Genomic DNA, 16,043 nt, shown 5'->3' with positions numbered 1-16,043 from the left:
GCGCGATTAGCGTTTAATCGGCTTACGCGGGCCCTTACGAGTGCGAGCGTTGGTTTTGGTGCGCTGACCATTCACCGGCAAACTACGACGGTGACGCAAACCCCGGTAACAACCCAGGTCCATCAAACGCTTAATGTTCATTGACACAACGCGGCGCAAGTCACCCTCTACGGTATGCTTGCCCACCTCGGCGCGGATAACGTCGAGCTGTTCATCGGAAAGACTGCCCATTTTGACGTCTTCAGCGACGCCTGTAGCAGCACAGATCTGCCGAGCGGTGGTACGGCCAATCCCATAGACATAAGTCAGGGAAACAACCGCGTGCTTGTGATCTGGTATGTTTACACCAGCAATACGGGCCATTCAAAATACTCCAGTAACACTAAAATTGCAGCGTTGACGGCAATCTACGCCACCCACACCCCTAAAAGGCGCGCAAGGATAGCGATAAAATCACCAAAAAGCAATAGCCCGGAGATTTCTCGCCGGACGACAGTCAACGCCCCCTACTGAACAGCCCGCCCCTCCGAGGGGGGCGGAACTGGTCAATTCTTAACCCTGCCGCTGCTTATGGCGAGGCTCGGCGTGGCAGATTACCCGCAGAACACCGTTGCGCTTAACCATTTTGCAGTTACGGCAGATCTTTTTAACAGAAGCACGAACTTTCATGATCCTACCCTACGTCTGGGGATTAGCGAGCGTTGCCGCTGCCATATCCCTTCAAGTTAGATTTCTTCATCAGTGAGTCGTACTGATGAGACATCAGGTGCGCCTGAACCTGGGACATAAAGTCCATAACCACCACCACAACAATCAGCAGTGAGGTCCCGCCCAAGTAGAAAGGCACGTCAGCGGCCACTACCAGGAACTGCGGCATCAGACACACAGCCGACATATAGACAGCGCCCACCACGGTCAAACGGGTCAGAACACTGTCAATATAACGGGCCGACTGCTCCCCCGGGCGTATACCCGGAATGTAAGCACCGGACTTCTTCAGGTTATCCGCGACTTCCTTCGGGTTGAACATCAACGCCGTATAGAAGAAGCAGAAGAACGAGATCAGGGCCGCGAACAGCAAAATATTCAGTGGCTGTCCCGGGCCAATTGCCAACGCCAGATCCTGCAGGAAGTCGCTGGCAAAGCCGTCGCCCCCCTCACCGAACCACTGCGCGATAGAGGCCGGGAACAGCAAAATACTGCTGGCAAAAATCGCCGGAATCACACCCGCCATATTGATTTTCAGCGGCAAGTGACTGGTCTGGGCGGCGTAGGCGCTACGGCCCTGTTGACGCTTGGCATAGTTCACCGTGATCCGACGCTGCCCACGCTCAACCCGGACTACGCCCCAAATTACCGCTAGGCCGATTACCGCGATCACCAGCAGAACGAGCAAGTGCAAGTCACCTTGGCGCGAGCTTTCAAAGGCCTGGCCGATTGCACCGGGCAAGCCGGCCACGATACCGGCGAAGATCAGCATGGAAATACCGTTGCCAATACCCTTCTCGGTAACCTGCTCACCCAACCACATCATGAACACCGCCCCGGTGACCAATGAAGTCACGGCGACGAAGTGGAACGCAAAGTCCGCCTCGCCACCATAGGCAAAACCGGAAAAGCTGACCGACATTGCCATCGCCTGAACGGTGGCCAGCAGTACGGTGCCGTAGCGGGTGTACTGGTTGATCTTGCGCCGGCCGGCGTCACCTTCCTTCTTCAACTGTTCCAAAGAAGGGGTCACGGCGGTCATCAACTGCATGATAATCGATGCAGAAATGTAGGGCATAATGCCCAACGCCAGAATACTCATGCGCTCCAGGGCACCCCCGGAGAACATATTGAACATTCCCAGAATAGTACCCTGATTCTGATTAAACAGGTTCGCAATCCGCTCTGGATCCAAACCCGGAACCGGAATATGGGTACCGATCCGGTAGACTACGATCGCCAGGAACAAAAAGCGTAGGCGAGCCCAAAGCTCGCCCAACCCTTTCTGATTCGCCAGCGATGGATTGCCGGGAGTTGCCATTTGGCGCCCCTTACTCTTCGACTTTCCCGCCGGCCGCTTCGATGGCAGCCTTGGCACCTTTGGTGACAGCCACACCTCTAACTGTTACCGCCTTTTTGAGCTCACCAGAGACAAAGATCTTGGCGCGCTTCATACTGGCACCAATCACATCCGCCTGCTTCAGAGTCTCAATATCCACCGTGTCACCTTCGACCTTGTTAAGCTCGGAAAGGCGAACTTCAGCCGTTACCCGACCAATGCGGGAGCTGAAGCCATACTTCGGCAGACGTTTCTGCAGCGGCATCTGGCCGCCTTCGAAACCCGGAGCAACGGTGCCGCCGGAGCGGGATTTCAAGCCTTTGTGACCGCGCCCGGCGGTCTTACCCAGGCCACTACCGATACCACGACCCACACGCTTTTTGCTGTGGACGCTACCGGGGGCGGGGCTCAGCGTGTTAAGACGCATCTTACTCTCCCTCTACCTTGACCAGATAGTTAACAGAATTAATCATCCCACGCACGGAGGGAGTGTCTTCCACCTCAACGGTGTGGCCGATACGGCGCAGGCCCAAACCCGCTACGCTAGCCTGGTGCTTTTTCAGGCGACCGGCGGCGCTCCGGACTTGAGTCACTTTAATCATTTTCTTAGCCATGGTCGTATTCCGCAATCAAAAACTGGCTTACGCCAATTAATTCAGGATATCTTCGACACTTTTTCCACGCTTAGCCGCAACGGACTCGGGTGAGGCCATGGACTTCAGCGCATTGAAAGTGGCGCGAACAACGTTCACCGGGTTGGTGGAACCGTAGCACTTTGCCAGTACGTTCTGCACGCCGGCAATTTCGAGCACGGAGCGCATGGCACCACCGGCAATTACACCAGTACCTTGAGAGGCCGGCTGCATGAACACTTTGGAAGCGCCATGACGACCCTTTGTGGGGTACTGCAGTGTATCACCATTCAGTTCAACGTCGATCATGTTGCGACGAGCCGCCTCCATTGCTTTTTGAATAGCAACGGGCACTTCCCGCGCTTTACCACGACCAAAGCCGACCTTACCATTTCCGTCGCCGACGACTGTCAGCGCGGTAAAGGCAAAGATACGACCACCCTTTACAGTTTTGGCAACTCGGTTGACCTGTACCAGCTTTTCCTGGAAGCCTTCGTTGTTGCCGTCATCTTTCTTCGCGTATGCCATATCTTAACCCTTAGAATTCCAGTCCAGCTTCACGCGCGGCATCGGCCAGGGCCTTGATACGACCGTGGTATTTGAAACCGCTACGGTCGAACGCCACCCGGGAGATACCGGCAGCTTTTGCGCGCTCTGCGATCAGAGCGCCGACAGCTTGCGCCGCCTCGCTGTTGCCCGTTTTGCCTTGACGCAGGTCTTTATCCAGCGTGGAGGCACTGGCCAATACGCGACTACCATCTTCCGCAATCACCTGCGCATAGATATGCTGGGGTGTACGGTGTACAGACAAACGACTAACGTTCAGTTCACGAATCTTGGCACGGGCACGACGCGCACGGCGAAGACGAGATTGCTTCTTATCGCTCATATCCTGGCCCTACTTCTTCTTGGCTTCTTTACGGCGTACTTGCTCAGACGCGTATCGGATACCTTTACCCTTGTAGGGTTCGGGCTCACGCAATGCGCGGATTTCTGACGCCACCTGACCGAGCAACTGCTTATCAGCGCTCTTCAGTACAATCTCTGTCTGGCTAGGGGTTTCGGCCGTTACACCTTCCGGCAAGGTGTAATCAATCGGCTGAGAGTATCCCACAGACAGGTTTACAGTCTTATCCGACGCCTTAGCACGATAACCGACACCGACCAACTGCAGTTTTTCTTCAAAACCTTGGTCAACGCCGTGAACCATACTTCCAGCCAGGGCACGCATGGTGCCGGCCAGAGCGCGGGACTGCTTGGCCCCATCACGAGCGGAGAACTTCAACAGGTTTTCTTCCTGTTTCACCTCAACGTTATCGTGAACTTCCAGAGCCAATGTACCCTTTCCACCTTTGATTGTAAGATTCTGCCCCTTAAGGGTAATGCTTACAGCGGATGGTACTTCAACCGGACTATTTGCAACTCGTGACATGACGACTTCCCGTTAAAATACAGTGCAAAGAACTTCACCGCCAACGCCTTCGGCACGGGCGGCGCGATCAGTCATTACACCTTTACTGGTAGATACTATCGCAACGCCCAGACCGCCACGCACACTCGGCAGTGCGGTCTTGCCAGCGTAGCTACGCAAACCGGGGCGACTGACCCGATCGAGCTCGGCGATAACCGGCTTACCTTCGAAATACTTCAATTCAACAGTCAACTCGGGCTTGGCACCTTCACTAACTGAGTAACTGTCTACATAACCTTCCTCAACCAACACTTTCGCCACACTGGCTTTGAGTTTGGAAGAGGGCATGGATACATTCGGCTTCCCAACCTGCTGGGCGTTACGAATGCGAGTCAGCATATCGGCCAACGGATCTTGCATGCTCATCTGATTCTGCTCCTAATATAAAGCCCTGGGCTTACCAGCTGGACTTAACCAAGCCGGGAACGTCACCACGCATCGCAGCTTCGCGTAGCTTGTGACGGCACAAGCCGAATTTACGATACACACCATGCGGACGACCGGTAATGCGGCAGCGCCGGCGAATGCGAACCGGACTGGAATCACGCGGCAATTTCTGCAGCTTTACTTGCGCTTCCCATACTTGCTCTTCAGAAGAAGCAGGGCTGGTGACAATCTCTTTCAGCTCCGCGCGCTTGGCGGCATATTTGGCGGCAGTGCGGGCACGCTTAGCTTCGCGTGCAACCATTGATTTCTTAGCCATGACGCTACCTTTAACCTTTGAACGGGAAGTTGAACGCTTTCAGCAACGCGCGACCTTCCGCGTCGTTCTGTGCTGTCGTCGTAATACAAATATCCAGGCCCCGCAGCTTATCGACTTTGTCGTAATCAATCTCGGGGAAGATGATTTGCTCGCCCACGCCCATGGAAAAGTTCCCGCGACCGTCAAACTGCTTCGGGCTGACGCCTCGGAAGTCACGGATGCGCGGAATAGCGATAGAGACCAGGCGATCAAGAAACTCATACATACGATCTTTACGCAGAGTTACTTTGCAGCCAATCGGCCAGCCATCACGGATTTTAAAGCCCGCAATTGACTTACGTGCCTTGGTAATTACGACCTTCTGGCCCGCAATCTTTTCCAAGTCACCGATCGCATTGTCAAGCACTTTCTTGTCGCCCACGGCCTCACCAACACCCATATTAATGGTGATCTTGGTGATGCGCGGAACTTCCATCACGTTCGCGAGACCCAGCTCTTCTTTTAGCTTGGGCGCGAGCTCTTTGCTGTACAGTTCTTTTAGCCTAGCCATGTCTACTTACGCCTCTACGGCTTCGCCATTGGATTTGAAAACGCGAACCTTGTCGCCATTTTCAAGGATCTTGAAGCCCACACGATCCGCTTTCTGGGTTGCCGGGTTGTAGATGGCAACATTGGAAGCTTGAATCGCGGCTTCTTTCTCTACGATACCGCCGGGAACACCCATTTGCGGATTCGGTTTTTGGTGCTTCTTGATCATGTTAATACCAGACACGATCACGCGGCCATCAGCCTGCACACGGGTAACCTTGCCCCGCTTGCCCTTGTCGCGACCGGCGATAACAATCACTTCGTCATCACGTTTAATCTTTCGCATTTGTCTGCCCTCAGCTCTCTGCCAGTACCAGGTGCTTAAAGCACTTCCGGTGCGAGAGAAATGATTTTCATGAACTTCTCGCCACGCAACTCGCGAGTCACCGGCCCAAAGATACGAGTACCCACCGGAGCATCCTGGTTGTTCAGCAGCACAGCAGCGTTGTCGTCGAACTTGATCAACGAACCATCCTGGCGGCGAACACCTTTCTTAGTGCGCACTACCACCGCTCTCATCACCTGGCCCTTCTTCACCTTACCGCGCGGAATTGCTTCCTTTACGGTAACTTTGATGATGTCGCCCACTGCGGCATACCGCCGATGGGAGCCGCCAAGAACCTTGATGCACTGAACCCGACGAGCGCCACTGTTATCAGCTACATCTAAGTAGGTTTCTGTTTGAATCATCGTCCGTCTCCGAAACTATCTAGTCGCCTGAATCGCTTAGATTTCAGTAGCGCGCTCTTCAATGTTCACTAAAGCCCATGATTTGGTCTTTGACAGCGGACGAGACTCGGCGATTGTTACGGTATCGCCCATCTTGCAGTCATTGTTTTCATCATGCGCTTTCAGCTTTGATGACTTGCTCACATACTTGCCGTAAAGCGGATGCTTTACGCGACGCTCGATCAGCACCGTGATGGTTCTATCCATCTTGTTGCTAACAACCTTGCCGGTCAGTGTCCGAGCCAGTTTATCTGCCTGAGTCATCGTTAATTACCTGCCTTCTGTTTAAGCACCGTTTTGATTCGAGCAATATCGCGACGAGTTTGCTTGAGCAGGTGAGTCTGACCCAACTGGCCAGTAGTAGCCTGCATACGCAGCTTAAACTGCTCCTTCAATCGAGTCAGCAGTTCGCCGTTCAGCTCTTCAACGGATTTTTCCCGGAGTTCTGAAGCTTTCATCACATCACCGAACGTTTAACGAAAGTTGTAGATATAGGCAACTTGGCAGCGGCCAGAGCAAAGGCCTCTCGAGCCAGTTCTTCGCTGACGCCGTCCATTTCATAGAGGACCTTGCCAGGACGGATCTGCGCCACCCAGTATTCTACGTTACCCTTACCTTTACCCTGACGTACTTCCAGAGGCTTTTCGGTAATGGGCTTATCTGGAAACACACGAATCCAGATTTTACCGCCACGCTTAATGTGACGGGTCATCGCACGACGGGCCGCTTCGATTTGACGAGCCGTAATGCGACCGCGACCAGTAGCTTTCAAGCCAAAATCACCAAAGCTTACTTTGGCGCCACGATGGGCTAAGCCGCGGTTGCGGCCCTTCATTTGCTTGCGAAACTTCGTACGCTTTGGTTGCAGCATCTTGCGTACCCCTTACTTGGACTTAGAGCCTTTTTTCTTAGGTGCAGCTTCAGCTTCATCGATATCGCCGATGACTTCACCCTTGAAAATCCAAACTTTTACACCGATGATCCCGTAGGTAGTTGACGCTTCGGCGGCGGCGTAATCAATGTTGGCACGCAAAGTGTGCAACGGTACGCGACCTTCACGATACCACTCGCTACGGGCAATCTCGGCACCCCCCAGGCGACCACCCACCTGGATTTTGATACCTTCTGCACCCTGGCGCATCGCGTTCTGAACGGCACGCTTCATGGCGCGACGAAACATTACACGGCGTTCCAGCTGCTGAGCGACGTTCTGGGCAACCAATGAAGCATCCAAGTCAGGCTTACGGATCTCTTCAATGTTGATGTGCACTGGCACACCCATGCGCTCGCTCACTTCTGCACGCAGGCGATCCACGTCTTCGCCCTTTTTACCAATCACAATGCCCGGACGGGCGGTGTGAATGGTGATGCGTGCGGTATTGGCGGGACGCTCAATGTCCACGCGGCTTACAGACGCGCTGGACAACTTGTCCTGGATGTAAGAACGCACTGCCAAATCATTGTTGAGTTTGTCTGCGTACTGCTCGTTGCCGGCATACCAAACTGAAGTATGCTTTTTGACGATACCCAGACGAATACCTGTCGGATTTACTTTCTGACCCATAACGCCTGCTCTCTTACTGGTCGGCTACTTTAACGGTGATATGACAAGTGCGCTTCAGAATGCGATCAGCACGACCTTTAGCGCGAGGCTTGATGCGTTTCATCCGCAACCCCTCGTCCACAAAAATCGTGGACACTTTCAGTTCATCGACGTCGGCGCCTTCATTATGCTCGGCGTTCGCAATTGCGGACTCCAGCACCTTTTTGATAATCGCAGCGCCCTTTTTAGGACTGAATGCCAGAAGGTCCAACGCCTCCTCTACACCTTTACCGCGAATCTGATCGGCTACCAAGCGCGCTTTTTGCGCCGACAGACGAGCACCGCTGAGTTTTGCTGCTACTTCCATCGTGTTACCTCGTAGGCACTAAATAGCGCTTAGCGCTTTTTCGCTTTTTTGTCTGCAGCGTGACCGCGATAGGTGCGGGTGGCCGCAAACTCGCCAAGTTTGTGTCCAACCATCTCTTCGTTGATCAAGACGGGCACGTGCTGACGACCATTATGGACTGCCAGGGTCAAGCCAACCATTTCAGGCATGACCATCGAGCGCCGTGACCAGGTTTTGATTGGACGACGATCATTTTTTTCGATCGCTGTTTCGACCTTCTTAATCAGGTGAAGATCGATAAAAGGACCTTTTTTCAGTGAACGTGGCACTGTTGCTTCCTCTTTCAGCTGTTGATTTACCGTTACCGCTTGGAGCGGCCGCGGACAATCATCTTAGTAGTGCGCTTGTTTTTGCGCGTCTTGTAACCCTTGGTAGGAACACCCCAAGGCGTTACCGGGTGACGGCCACCAGAAGTACGGCCTTCACCACCACCGTGCGGGTGGTCAACCGGGTTCATCGCAACACCGCGAACGGTCGGACGAACACCACGCCAGCGCTTAGCACCAGCTTTACCCAACGAGCGCAAGCTGTATTCGCTGTTGGACACTTCGCCCAATGTCGCCCGGCAATTAACCAATACCCGGCGAGTCTCACCACTGCGAAGACGCAGTGTGGCGTGAGTTCCGTCCCGTGCGACCAGCTGCACGGATGCACCTGCCGAACGAGCCAGCTGAGCACCTTTTTCGGGCTTCAACTCCACGCAGTGTACAGTGCTACCGACTGGAATGTTACGCAACGGCAAAGCATTACCCACTTTAATTGCCGCCGCATCACCGGATTCGATCTTGTCGCCCGCTTTCAAACCTTTGGGGGCGATCACATAGCGGCGCTCACCGTCGGCATAACAAACCAGCGCGATATAAGCGGTGCGGTTCGGATCGTACTCCAAACGCTCCACTTTTGCCGGAATGCCGTCTTTGTTGCGACGAAAATCGATCACACGATAGTGCTGCTTATGACCACCGCCAACGTGACGCGTAGTGATACGGCCGGCATTGTTACGGCCACCGCTCTTGGACTTCTTGGCCAACAGCGGCGCATAGGGAGCACCCTTGTGCAAATCCGGATTAACGACACTTACTACAAAGCGGCGACCGGGCGAGGTTGGTTTACGTTTTACAATAGGCATTGCAACAATCCTCTTACTCAGCTACCGCAAAGTCGATATCCTGACCTTGCTCAAGACGAACGTAGGCCTTCTTCCAGTCACTGCGCTTGCCTACGCCAAAGCGAGTGCGACGGGTCTTACCCTTCACGTTCATTACGCGAACACTTTCCACTTTGACGTCAAACAGCGCCTGCACGGCCGCTTTAATTTCTAGTTTGCTGGCATCGGTAGAGACCTTAAAGACAACCTGGTTGCCGTTCTCACCCGCCATGGCGGATTTTTCGGACACTACCGGCCCCAACAAAACTTTATAGATGCGTTCTTGGTTCATCCCAGGATCTCCTCGAACTTTTTCAGAGCCGGAACGGTGACCACAACCTTTTCAAACCCAATCAAGGCAACCGGATCCACACCCTGAACGTCACGCACATCAACTTTATGCAAGTTACGTGATGCCAGGTAAAGGTTCTCGTTCACGTCCTCAGTCACAATCAGCGCTTCCGACAGATCATACTGGGCCAGCTTTTGAACCAGGCTCTTGGTCTTGGGCGCTTCAACAGAGAAGTCTTCCACAATGACCAGGCGATCCTGGCGATTCAGCTCGGAGAAAATGCAGCGCAGCGCGGCGCGGTACATCTTCTTATTCAGCTTTTGCTCAAAATTACGGGGCTTGGCCGCAAAAGCCTTGCCACCCGCACGCCAGATCGGGCTGCGAATGGTGCCCGCACGAGCGCGGCCGGTGCCCTTTTGACGCCAGGGCTTTTTACCACCGCCGGAGACTTCTGAGCGAGTTTTCTGCGCCTTGGTACCTTGGCGCGCGCCTGCCATAAAGGCGACGACTGCCTGGTGCACCAAGTCTTGATTAAATTCTTTACCAAACGCCACCTCAGATACGTTAAGCGTATCTTTGGCACCATCGGGCTTTACAATATTCAATTCCATGGTCGTTTCCCCTCGGACATTAACCGTTACTGCGCGCTTTCACTGCGGGACGAACAATGACGTCACCGCCCGGAGCTCCGGGAATGGCGCCCTTGACCAGCAGCAGATTGCGCTCAGCATCGACGCGGACGACTTCCAGATTCTGAACAGTCACCTGCTCGGAACCCATCTGTCCAGCCATCTTCTTGCCCTTAAAGACGCGACCCGGGGTCTGACATTGTCCGATGGAACCGGGTGCACGGTGAGAAAGAGAGTTACCGTGGGTAGCGTCTTGCATTGCAAAATTCCAACGCTTAACGGTACCGGCAAAACCTTTACCTTTGGAGGAGCCGGTGACATCGATCATCTGGCCGGCCTCGAAGGCTCCGACCGTAATCTCTGCACCAACTTCAAAAGCTTCTTGAGTGTCGTTACGCAACTCCCACAAGCCACGGCCAGCTTCGGCATTCGCCTTCGCATAGTGACCCGCTGCGGGTTTGGTAACACGGGAGGCGCGACGAGACCCTACCGTTACCTGCACTGCAGAGTAACCGTCGGTTTCTACATTCTTCACCTGGGTGACGCGATTGGGAGAGACCTCAATCACGGAAACAGGAATGGAAACACCATCATCGGTAAATATACGAGTCATGCCGCTCTTACGGCCGACAATACCAATCGTCATGTTGCTAACCTCTCAGTGTACGGGGCTTTTACCCGCTATGGCCGCCCATTTCAGAGCGTTACACAAGGCCCGACCGAAGCCGGGATTTCATTTACTTTGTATTAGCCGAGACTAATCTGTACCTCTACGCCTGCAGCTAGGTCCAGCTTCATCAGGGCGTCAACGGTTTTTTCAGTAGGCTCAACAATGTCCAGCAAACGCTTGTGTGTACGAATCTCGTACTGATCACGCGCGTCCTTATTAACGTGCGGAGAGATCAATACAGTGAAGCGCTCTTTGCGAGTCGGCAGCGGAATCGGGCCACGGACTTGTGCGCCTGTGCGCTTTGCGGTCTCAACAATTTCCTGGGTAGAGGCATCGATGAGCTTATGATCAAAGGCCTTCAGGCGAATCCGAATGCGTTGATTCTGCATGTGAACCAAACTCCAGTAATAAACTTTAAAGAACTATCCAAATTGGCGATGGCGCGAGCTCGGCTCGTTGATGCCCTGCAAAATGGAGGCGCAATTCTAATGGCGAGGGAACCCCCTGTCAAGGGATGTCCGGGAATTATCTTTGAAAATCCGATATTCCGCCATTTTATTGGAAAATCAATAAGTTACGGCTAACAGCTCCACCACCTGGCCACAACGGCCAGACGAGCAAAGACAAAAAAAGGCCCCCGAGGGGGCCTCTTACGCCGTACAAGCGCTTACTCGATGATCTTAGAGACCACGCCAGCACCCACGGTACGACCGCCTTCGCGAACCGCGAAGCGCAGACCTTCTTCCATCGCTACCGGATGGATCAAGGTGACGTTCATCTTCACGTTGTCACCCGGCATTACCATCTCAACGCCTTCCGGCAGCTCACAAGCGCCAGTCACGTCGGTGGTACGGAAGTAGAACTGCGGACGATAGCCCTTGAAGAACGGCGTGTGACGGCCACCTTCGTCTTTGGACAGAACGTAGACTTCGCCTTCGAACTTCGCGTGCGGGGTTACTGAACCCGGCTTTGCCAGAACCTGGCCACGCTCAACTTCGTCACGCTTGGTACCACGCAGCAGAACACCCACGTTCTCGCCCGCGCGACCTTCGTCCAGCATTTTGCGGAACATCTCAACACCGGTACATACGGTCTTGGTGGTGTCTTTCAGGCCGACGATTTCGAGTTCTTCGCCCACCTTCACAACACCACGCTCAACACGACCGGTCACAACGGTACCGCGACCGGAGATGGAGAACACGTCTTCCACCGGCATCAGGAACGGCTGATCAATGGCGCGCTCGGGCTCCGGAATGTACTCGTCCAGGCTCTCAACCAGCTTCTTAACAGCGGTGGTGCCCAGCTCGTTGTCGTCATCACCGTTTAGCGCCATCAGCGCGGAACCGGCAATGATCGGCGTGTCGTCGCCCGGGAAGTCGTAGTCGGACAGCAGCTCACGCAGCTCCATCTCGACCAGCTCCAGCATCTCGTTGTACTCTTCAGTGCCTACACCGCCGCAATCTTCCGCCAGCAGGTCAGCCTTGTTCAGGAATACAACGATGAACGGTACACCCACCTGGCGGGACAGCAGGATGTGCTCGCGAGTCTGCGGCATCGGGCCGTCAGTCGCGCCACACACCAAAATCGCGCCGTCCATCTGAGCCGCACCGGTGATCATGTTCTTCACATAGTCAGCGTGGCCCGGGCAGTCTACGTGAGCGTAGTGACGGGTCGGTGAGTCGTACTCAACGTGCGAGGTCGCGATGGTGATACCGCGCTCACGCTCTTCCGGCGCATTGTCGATGCCATCAAAGGCCATGGCGGAACCACTGCCCCAAGCTTCGAAGCAAACGCGGGTCAGCGCCGCAGTCAGCGTGGTTTTACCGTGGTCAACGTGACCGATGGTGCCCACATTAATGTGGGGCTTATTACGTTCAAACTTTTCTTTTGCCACTGTCTTCTTCCTCTAATATCTAAAAGTCAGAAATCAATTGTCGCTAGAAACCTTGCTCTTAGCGATAACTTCGTCGGCCACATTGCGCGGCGCTTCGGCGTAGCCCAGGAACTCCATGGCGTAGGTCGCACGACCCTGTGTTGCCGAGCGCAAGTCGGTCGCGTAACCAAACATCTCCGCAAGCGGTACTTCGGCATTTACAACCTTACCGGAAACACTTTCTTCCATGCCCTGAATCAGACCACGGCGACGGTTGAGGTCACCCACAACATCACCCATGTTTTCCTCAGGGGTTACCACCTCGACCTTCATCATCGGCTCAAGCAGTACGGCTCCGCCCTGCTGTGCCAATTTTTTGGTGGCCATAGAAGCCGCAATTTTAAAGGCCATCTCGTTGGAGTCAACATCGTGATAGGAACCGTCGTACAGCGTCGCTTTCAGACCCAGCAGCGGATAACCGGCCAAAACACCGTTCTGCATTTGCTCAGAGATACCCTTCTGAACCGCGGGAATGTATTCCTTCGGAACCACGCCGCCAACGATTTCGTTCACAAACTCCAAACCTTCAGCTTCGCTATCTTCGCCCGGCTCATACCGAATCCATACGTGACCGTACTGACCGCGACCACCGGACTGACGAACAAACTTGCCTTCGATCTCACAGGTGTTGCGAATGGCTTCACGGTACGCCACTTGTGGCTTACCGATATTGGCTTCAACCTTAAATTCGCGACGCAGGCGGTCAACAATGATGTCCAGGTGCAGCTCGCCCATACCACCGATAATGGTCTGGCCGCTTTCTTCGTCGGTCTTGACGCTGAAAGAGGGGTCTTCCTGAGCCAATTTACCTAGTGCCACACCCATTTTTTCCTGGTCAGCCTTGGTCTTAGGTTCAACCGCCACGTGGATTACCGGATCAGGGAACTCCATACGCTCCAGGGTAATCACGTTATTGGGGTCGCACAGGGTGTCCCCGGTCGTTACATCTTTCAGACCAACCGCCGCGGCGATATCGCCGGACAGCACTTCTTTGATCTCTTCGCGGTTGTTGGAGTGCATTTGCACCATCCGACCAACACGCTCCTTTTTGCTCTTGACCGGGTTAAATACCGAATCACCGGAATTGAGCTTACCGGAATAAACCCGGAAGAACGTCAAGGTGCCCACAAAGGGGTCTGTGGCAATCTTGAACGCCAGAGCGGCGAACGGCGCCTCGTCGTCGGCACCGCGAGTCGCAACGGTGTCTTTCCCGTCATCGAGAATACCTTCAATCGGGCGAACTTGGTTCGGAGCCGGCAGGTATTCAATTACCGCATCCAGCACAGCCTGCACACCTTTGTTCTTAAAGGCGGAGCCGCCCAGAACCGGAACAATTTCATTTTCCAGGGTGCGAGAGCGGATGCCAGCCTTGATCTCGTCGTTGGTCAGCTCCCCCTCTTCAAGGTACTTTTCCATCAACTCGTCGTTGGCTTCAGCCGCCGCTTCCATCAAAACTTCCCGCATGCTGTCGCATGTTTCCTTCATTTCTTCTGGAATGTCGGCGTAGTCAAAGGTCATACCCAGGTCAGACTCATTCCACAGAATGGCCTTCATTTCCACCAGGTCAACAACCCCTTTAAAATCTTCTTCGGTACCGATGGTCATCTGCAGCGGAACGGCGTTGGCACCAAGACGGGTCTTCAGCTGCTCAACTACACGCATAAAGTTGGCGCCGGTACGGTCCATCTTGTTGACGAACACCATGCGCGGAACTTCGTACTTGTTGGCCTGACGCCATACGGTCTCTGTCTGGGGCTGCACACCAGATGAGCCGCACAACACAACGACCGCGCCATCAAGCACCCGCAGAGAACGCTCAACCTCAATAGTAAAGTCGACGTGCCCGGGCGTATCAATAATGTTGATGCGGTGCTGATCAAACTGCTGGCCCATGCCCTTCCAGAAGCAGGTGGTCGCCGCAGAGGTAATCGTGATGCCCCGCTCCTGCTCCTGCTCCATCCAGTCCATAGTGGCCGCGCCCTCATGGACCTCACCTACCTTGTGCGACAAGCCGGTGTAGAACAAGACGCGCTCAGTTGTGGTTGTCTTACCCGCGTCGACGTGGGCAACGATACCGATATTCCGGTAGCGTGCGATAGGAGTTTTACGTGCCACGACTGTATCCCCAATTCATAATTCATTAAAACGGGAAAAGGCAGCCCCTTGGCTGCCCTCACCCTCTCAATCTACCGACGTTTTCAGGCATTCGCCTTAGAAACGATAGTGCGAGAAGGCCTTGTTGGCTTCCGCCATACGGTGTACATCTTCACGCTTGCGAACCGCAGCGCCCTTGCCCTGGGAGGCGTCAATCAGCTCACCGGCCAGACGCTGGGGCATGGATTTTTCGCTGCGACCGCGGGAGAAGTCCACCAGCCAGCGCATCGCCAGGGCGGTACGGCGGCTCGGGCGCACTTCAACCGGCACCTGGTAGGTAGCGCCACCCACGCGGCGGGATTTCACTTCCACCAGCGGAGCGATGTTTTCAAGCGCTTCATCAAACACTTCCACGGGGCTGCGGTTGAGCTTCGACTCTACCGTTTCCAGAGCGCCGTATACGATACGCTCTGCCACGGATTTCTTACCACTGACCATCACATGGTTCATAAACTTCGCCAGCGTAACATTGCCGTATTTGGGATCCGGCAGAATTTCGCGCTTAGCGACAACTCTTCTTCTTGGCATCTTAAATAGCCTCTCTTCAGGATTTGCCTAAGACTCCGGTCACTTCTTAGAAAGTAAGTGCCGCGCTTAGCCTTACTCGGTTCGCGCCCGCAGGCACCGCCGAAAACGCATCGAAACCGTCGCCCCGAGGGGCGAGACGGCTTACTTGGGTCGCTTGGTACCGTATTTGGAACGGCCCTGGCGACGGTTGTTGACCCCGGAGGTGTCCAGAGAACCGCGCACGGTGTGATAACGCACACCCGGCAAGTCCTTCACACGACCACCACGGATCAGAACAACGCTGTGCTCCTGCAAGTTGTGCCCTTCACCACCGATGTAAGAAGACACTTCAAAGCCGTTGGTCAGGCGCACACGGCAAACCTTACGCAAGGCCGAGTTGGGCTTCTTCGGCGTGGTGGTGTAAACGCGGGTGCAAACACCGCGCTTCTGAGGGTTGGCTTGCAGAGCGGGAACGTCGCTCTTTTGAACCCTGCGTTTTCTCGGCTTACGAACCAACTGGTTGATCGTTGCCATGAAAATAAACTCCACAAGTATAAAAACGCCCTCTCAAAGAAGGCTTGATGAAAGAGAG

Annotated in this window: 28 protein-coding genes; all 28 read right to left on the bottom strand. The window is 54.4% G+C overall.

Annotation, left to right across the window (positions count from 1 at the left end; translation table 11 throughout):
- Positions 1–6 precede the first annotated feature (6 nt).
- Positions 7–363 carry a 30S ribosomal protein S13 gene (gene rpsM / locus AAE514_RS08480; RefSeq protein ID WP_347331096.1) on the bottom strand — a complete coding sequence of 119 codons (357 nt, stop codon included), beginning with the start codon at positions 361–363 and terminating at the stop codon, positions 7–9.
- Positions 364–552: 189 nt separating this feature from the next.
- Positions 553–669: a 50S ribosomal protein L36 gene (gene rpmJ, locus AAE514_RS08475; RefSeq protein ID WP_081666256.1), complete on the bottom strand. Its 117-nt coding sequence runs from the start codon at positions 667–669 to the stop codon at positions 553–555.
- A gap of 22 nt (positions 670–691) precedes the next feature.
- Positions 692–2,029: a preprotein translocase subunit SecY gene (gene secY / locus AAE514_RS08470; protein ID WP_347331095.1), complete on the bottom strand. Its 1,338-nt coding sequence runs from the start codon at positions 2,027–2,029 to the stop codon at positions 692–694.
- Between the two features lie 10 nt (positions 2,030–2,039).
- On the bottom strand, positions 2,040–2,474 hold the full coding sequence (rplO, locus tag AAE514_RS08465) for a 50S ribosomal protein L15 (protein WP_347331094.1): 435 nt from the start codon (positions 2,472–2,474) through the stop codon (positions 2,040–2,042).
- A gap of 1 nt (position 2,475) precedes the next feature.
- The gene (rpmD, locus tag AAE514_RS08460) at positions 2,476–2,661 is read right to left on the bottom strand and encodes a 50S ribosomal protein L30 (protein WP_027330612.1); all 186 of its coding nucleotides are present in this window, start codon (positions 2,659–2,661) and stop codon (positions 2,476–2,478) included.
- A 36-nt stretch (positions 2,662–2,697) separates the two neighbouring features.
- A complete protein-coding gene (gene rpsE / locus AAE514_RS08455; protein WP_027330613.1) occupies positions 2,698–3,207 on the bottom strand; it encodes a 30S ribosomal protein S5 in 510 nt (169 codons plus the stop codon).
- 10 nt (positions 3,208–3,217) lie between these two features.
- Positions 3,218–3,568 (bottom strand): 50S ribosomal protein L18, encoded by a 351-nt coding sequence (gene rplR / locus AAE514_RS08450; RefSeq protein WP_347331093.1) that lies wholly within the window; start codon positions 3,566–3,568, stop codon positions 3,218–3,220.
- 9 nt (positions 3,569–3,577) lie between these two features.
- Entirely contained in the window at positions 3,578–4,111 is a 534-nt protein-coding gene (gene rplF / locus AAE514_RS08445) for a 50S ribosomal protein L6 (protein WP_347331092.1), read from the bottom strand.
- A gap of 12 nt (positions 4,112–4,123) precedes the next feature.
- Positions 4,124–4,516 (bottom strand): 30S ribosomal protein S8, encoded by a 393-nt coding sequence (gene rpsH, locus AAE514_RS08440; protein WP_347331091.1) that lies wholly within the window; start codon positions 4,514–4,516, stop codon positions 4,124–4,126.
- Positions 4,517–4,547: 31 nt separating this feature from the next.
- Positions 4,548–4,853 carry a 30S ribosomal protein S14 gene (gene rpsN, locus AAE514_RS08435; protein ID WP_347331090.1) on the bottom strand — a complete coding sequence of 102 codons (306 nt, stop codon included), beginning with the start codon at positions 4,851–4,853 and terminating at the stop codon, positions 4,548–4,550.
- A gap of 10 nt (positions 4,854–4,863) precedes the next feature.
- Positions 4,864–5,403: a 50S ribosomal protein L5 gene (gene rplE, locus AAE514_RS08430; protein ID WP_347331089.1), complete on the bottom strand. Its 540-nt coding sequence runs from the start codon at positions 5,401–5,403 to the stop codon at positions 4,864–4,866.
- A gap of 6 nt (positions 5,404–5,409) precedes the next feature.
- Complete coding sequence (gene rplX / locus AAE514_RS08425; RefSeq protein WP_347331088.1) at positions 5,410–5,727, bottom strand: 50S ribosomal protein L24; 318 nt, start codon at positions 5,725–5,727, stop codon at positions 5,410–5,412.
- A gap of 35 nt (positions 5,728–5,762) precedes the next feature.
- Complete coding sequence (rplN, locus tag AAE514_RS08420; protein WP_347331087.1) at positions 5,763–6,131, bottom strand: 50S ribosomal protein L14; 369 nt, start codon at positions 6,129–6,131, stop codon at positions 5,763–5,765.
- A 36-nt stretch (positions 6,132–6,167) separates the two neighbouring features.
- Entirely contained in the window at positions 6,168–6,434 is a 267-nt protein-coding gene (gene rpsQ, locus AAE514_RS08415) for a 30S ribosomal protein S17 (RefSeq protein ID WP_347331086.1), read from the bottom strand.
- A gap of 2 nt (positions 6,435–6,436) precedes the next feature.
- Positions 6,437–6,628, bottom strand: a complete 192-nt coding sequence (rpmC, locus tag AAE514_RS08410; RefSeq protein WP_027330621.1) for a 50S ribosomal protein L29 — start codon at positions 6,626–6,628, stop codon at positions 6,437–6,439.
- On the bottom strand, positions 6,628–7,041 hold the full coding sequence (gene rplP / locus AAE514_RS08405; RefSeq protein ID WP_347331085.1) for a 50S ribosomal protein L16: 414 nt from the start codon (positions 7,039–7,041) through the stop codon (positions 6,628–6,630). Before rplP ends, rpmC begins: the two co-directional genes overlap by 1 nt.
- Before the next feature lie 12 nt (positions 7,042–7,053).
- Positions 7,054–7,734 (bottom strand): 30S ribosomal protein S3, encoded by a 681-nt coding sequence (gene rpsC / locus AAE514_RS08400; protein WP_347331084.1) that lies wholly within the window; start codon positions 7,732–7,734, stop codon positions 7,054–7,056.
- A 13-nt stretch (positions 7,735–7,747) separates the two neighbouring features.
- Positions 7,748–8,080, bottom strand: coding sequence for a 50S ribosomal protein L22 (gene rplV, locus AAE514_RS08395; RefSeq protein ID WP_347331083.1), 333 nt, complete (start codon positions 8,078–8,080; stop codon positions 7,748–7,750).
- 29 nt (positions 8,081–8,109) lie between these two features.
- Positions 8,110–8,388, bottom strand: coding sequence for a 30S ribosomal protein S19 (rpsS, locus tag AAE514_RS08390; RefSeq protein ID WP_027330625.1), 279 nt, complete (start codon positions 8,386–8,388; stop codon positions 8,110–8,112).
- Between the two features lie 32 nt (positions 8,389–8,420).
- On the bottom strand, positions 8,421–9,248 hold the full coding sequence (gene rplB / locus AAE514_RS08385; protein ID WP_347331082.1) for a 50S ribosomal protein L2: 828 nt from the start codon (positions 9,246–9,248) through the stop codon (positions 8,421–8,423).
- A gap of 13 nt (positions 9,249–9,261) precedes the next feature.
- Positions 9,262–9,558 carry a 50S ribosomal protein L23 gene (rplW, locus tag AAE514_RS08380; RefSeq protein WP_347331081.1) on the bottom strand — a complete coding sequence of 99 codons (297 nt, stop codon included), beginning with the start codon at positions 9,556–9,558 and terminating at the stop codon, positions 9,262–9,264.
- A complete protein-coding gene (rplD, locus tag AAE514_RS08375) occupies positions 9,555–10,169 on the bottom strand; it encodes a 50S ribosomal protein L4 (protein ID WP_347331080.1) in 615 nt (204 codons plus the stop codon). Before rplD ends, rplW begins: the two co-directional genes overlap by 4 nt.
- Before the next feature lie 19 nt (positions 10,170–10,188).
- A complete protein-coding gene (gene rplC / locus AAE514_RS08370; RefSeq protein WP_347331079.1) occupies positions 10,189–10,833 on the bottom strand; it encodes a 50S ribosomal protein L3 in 645 nt (214 codons plus the stop codon).
- A 101-nt stretch (positions 10,834–10,934) separates the two neighbouring features.
- On the bottom strand, positions 10,935–11,246 hold the full coding sequence (gene rpsJ, locus AAE514_RS08365) for a 30S ribosomal protein S10 (RefSeq protein ID WP_007644456.1): 312 nt from the start codon (positions 11,244–11,246) through the stop codon (positions 10,935–10,937).
- 278 nt (positions 11,247–11,524) lie between these two features.
- Positions 11,525–12,751 (bottom strand): elongation factor Tu, encoded by a 1,227-nt coding sequence (gene tuf, locus AAE514_RS08360; RefSeq protein WP_347331068.1) that lies wholly within the window; start codon positions 12,749–12,751, stop codon positions 11,525–11,527.
- Positions 12,752–12,784: 33 nt separating this feature from the next.
- Complete coding sequence (gene fusA / locus AAE514_RS08355; RefSeq protein ID WP_347331078.1) at positions 12,785–14,905, bottom strand: elongation factor G; 2,121 nt, start codon at positions 14,903–14,905, stop codon at positions 12,785–12,787.
- A gap of 96 nt (positions 14,906–15,001) precedes the next feature.
- The gene (rpsG, locus tag AAE514_RS08350; protein ID WP_347331077.1) at positions 15,002–15,472 is read right to left on the bottom strand and encodes a 30S ribosomal protein S7; all 471 of its coding nucleotides are present in this window, start codon (positions 15,470–15,472) and stop codon (positions 15,002–15,004) included.
- A 141-nt stretch (positions 15,473–15,613) separates the two neighbouring features.
- Entirely contained in the window at positions 15,614–15,985 is a 372-nt protein-coding gene (gene rpsL, locus AAE514_RS08345) for a 30S ribosomal protein S12 (RefSeq protein ID WP_341938891.1), read from the bottom strand.
- Positions 15,986–16,043: the final 58 nt, after the last annotated feature.

This window comes from Marinimicrobium locisalis (assembly GCF_039822625.1).
GTDB classification, from domain to species: domain Bacteria; phylum Pseudomonadota; class Gammaproteobacteria; order Pseudomonadales; family Cellvibrionaceae; genus Marinimicrobium; species Marinimicrobium locisalis.
This window is presented reverse-complemented; position numbering and strand designations above follow the sequence as displayed.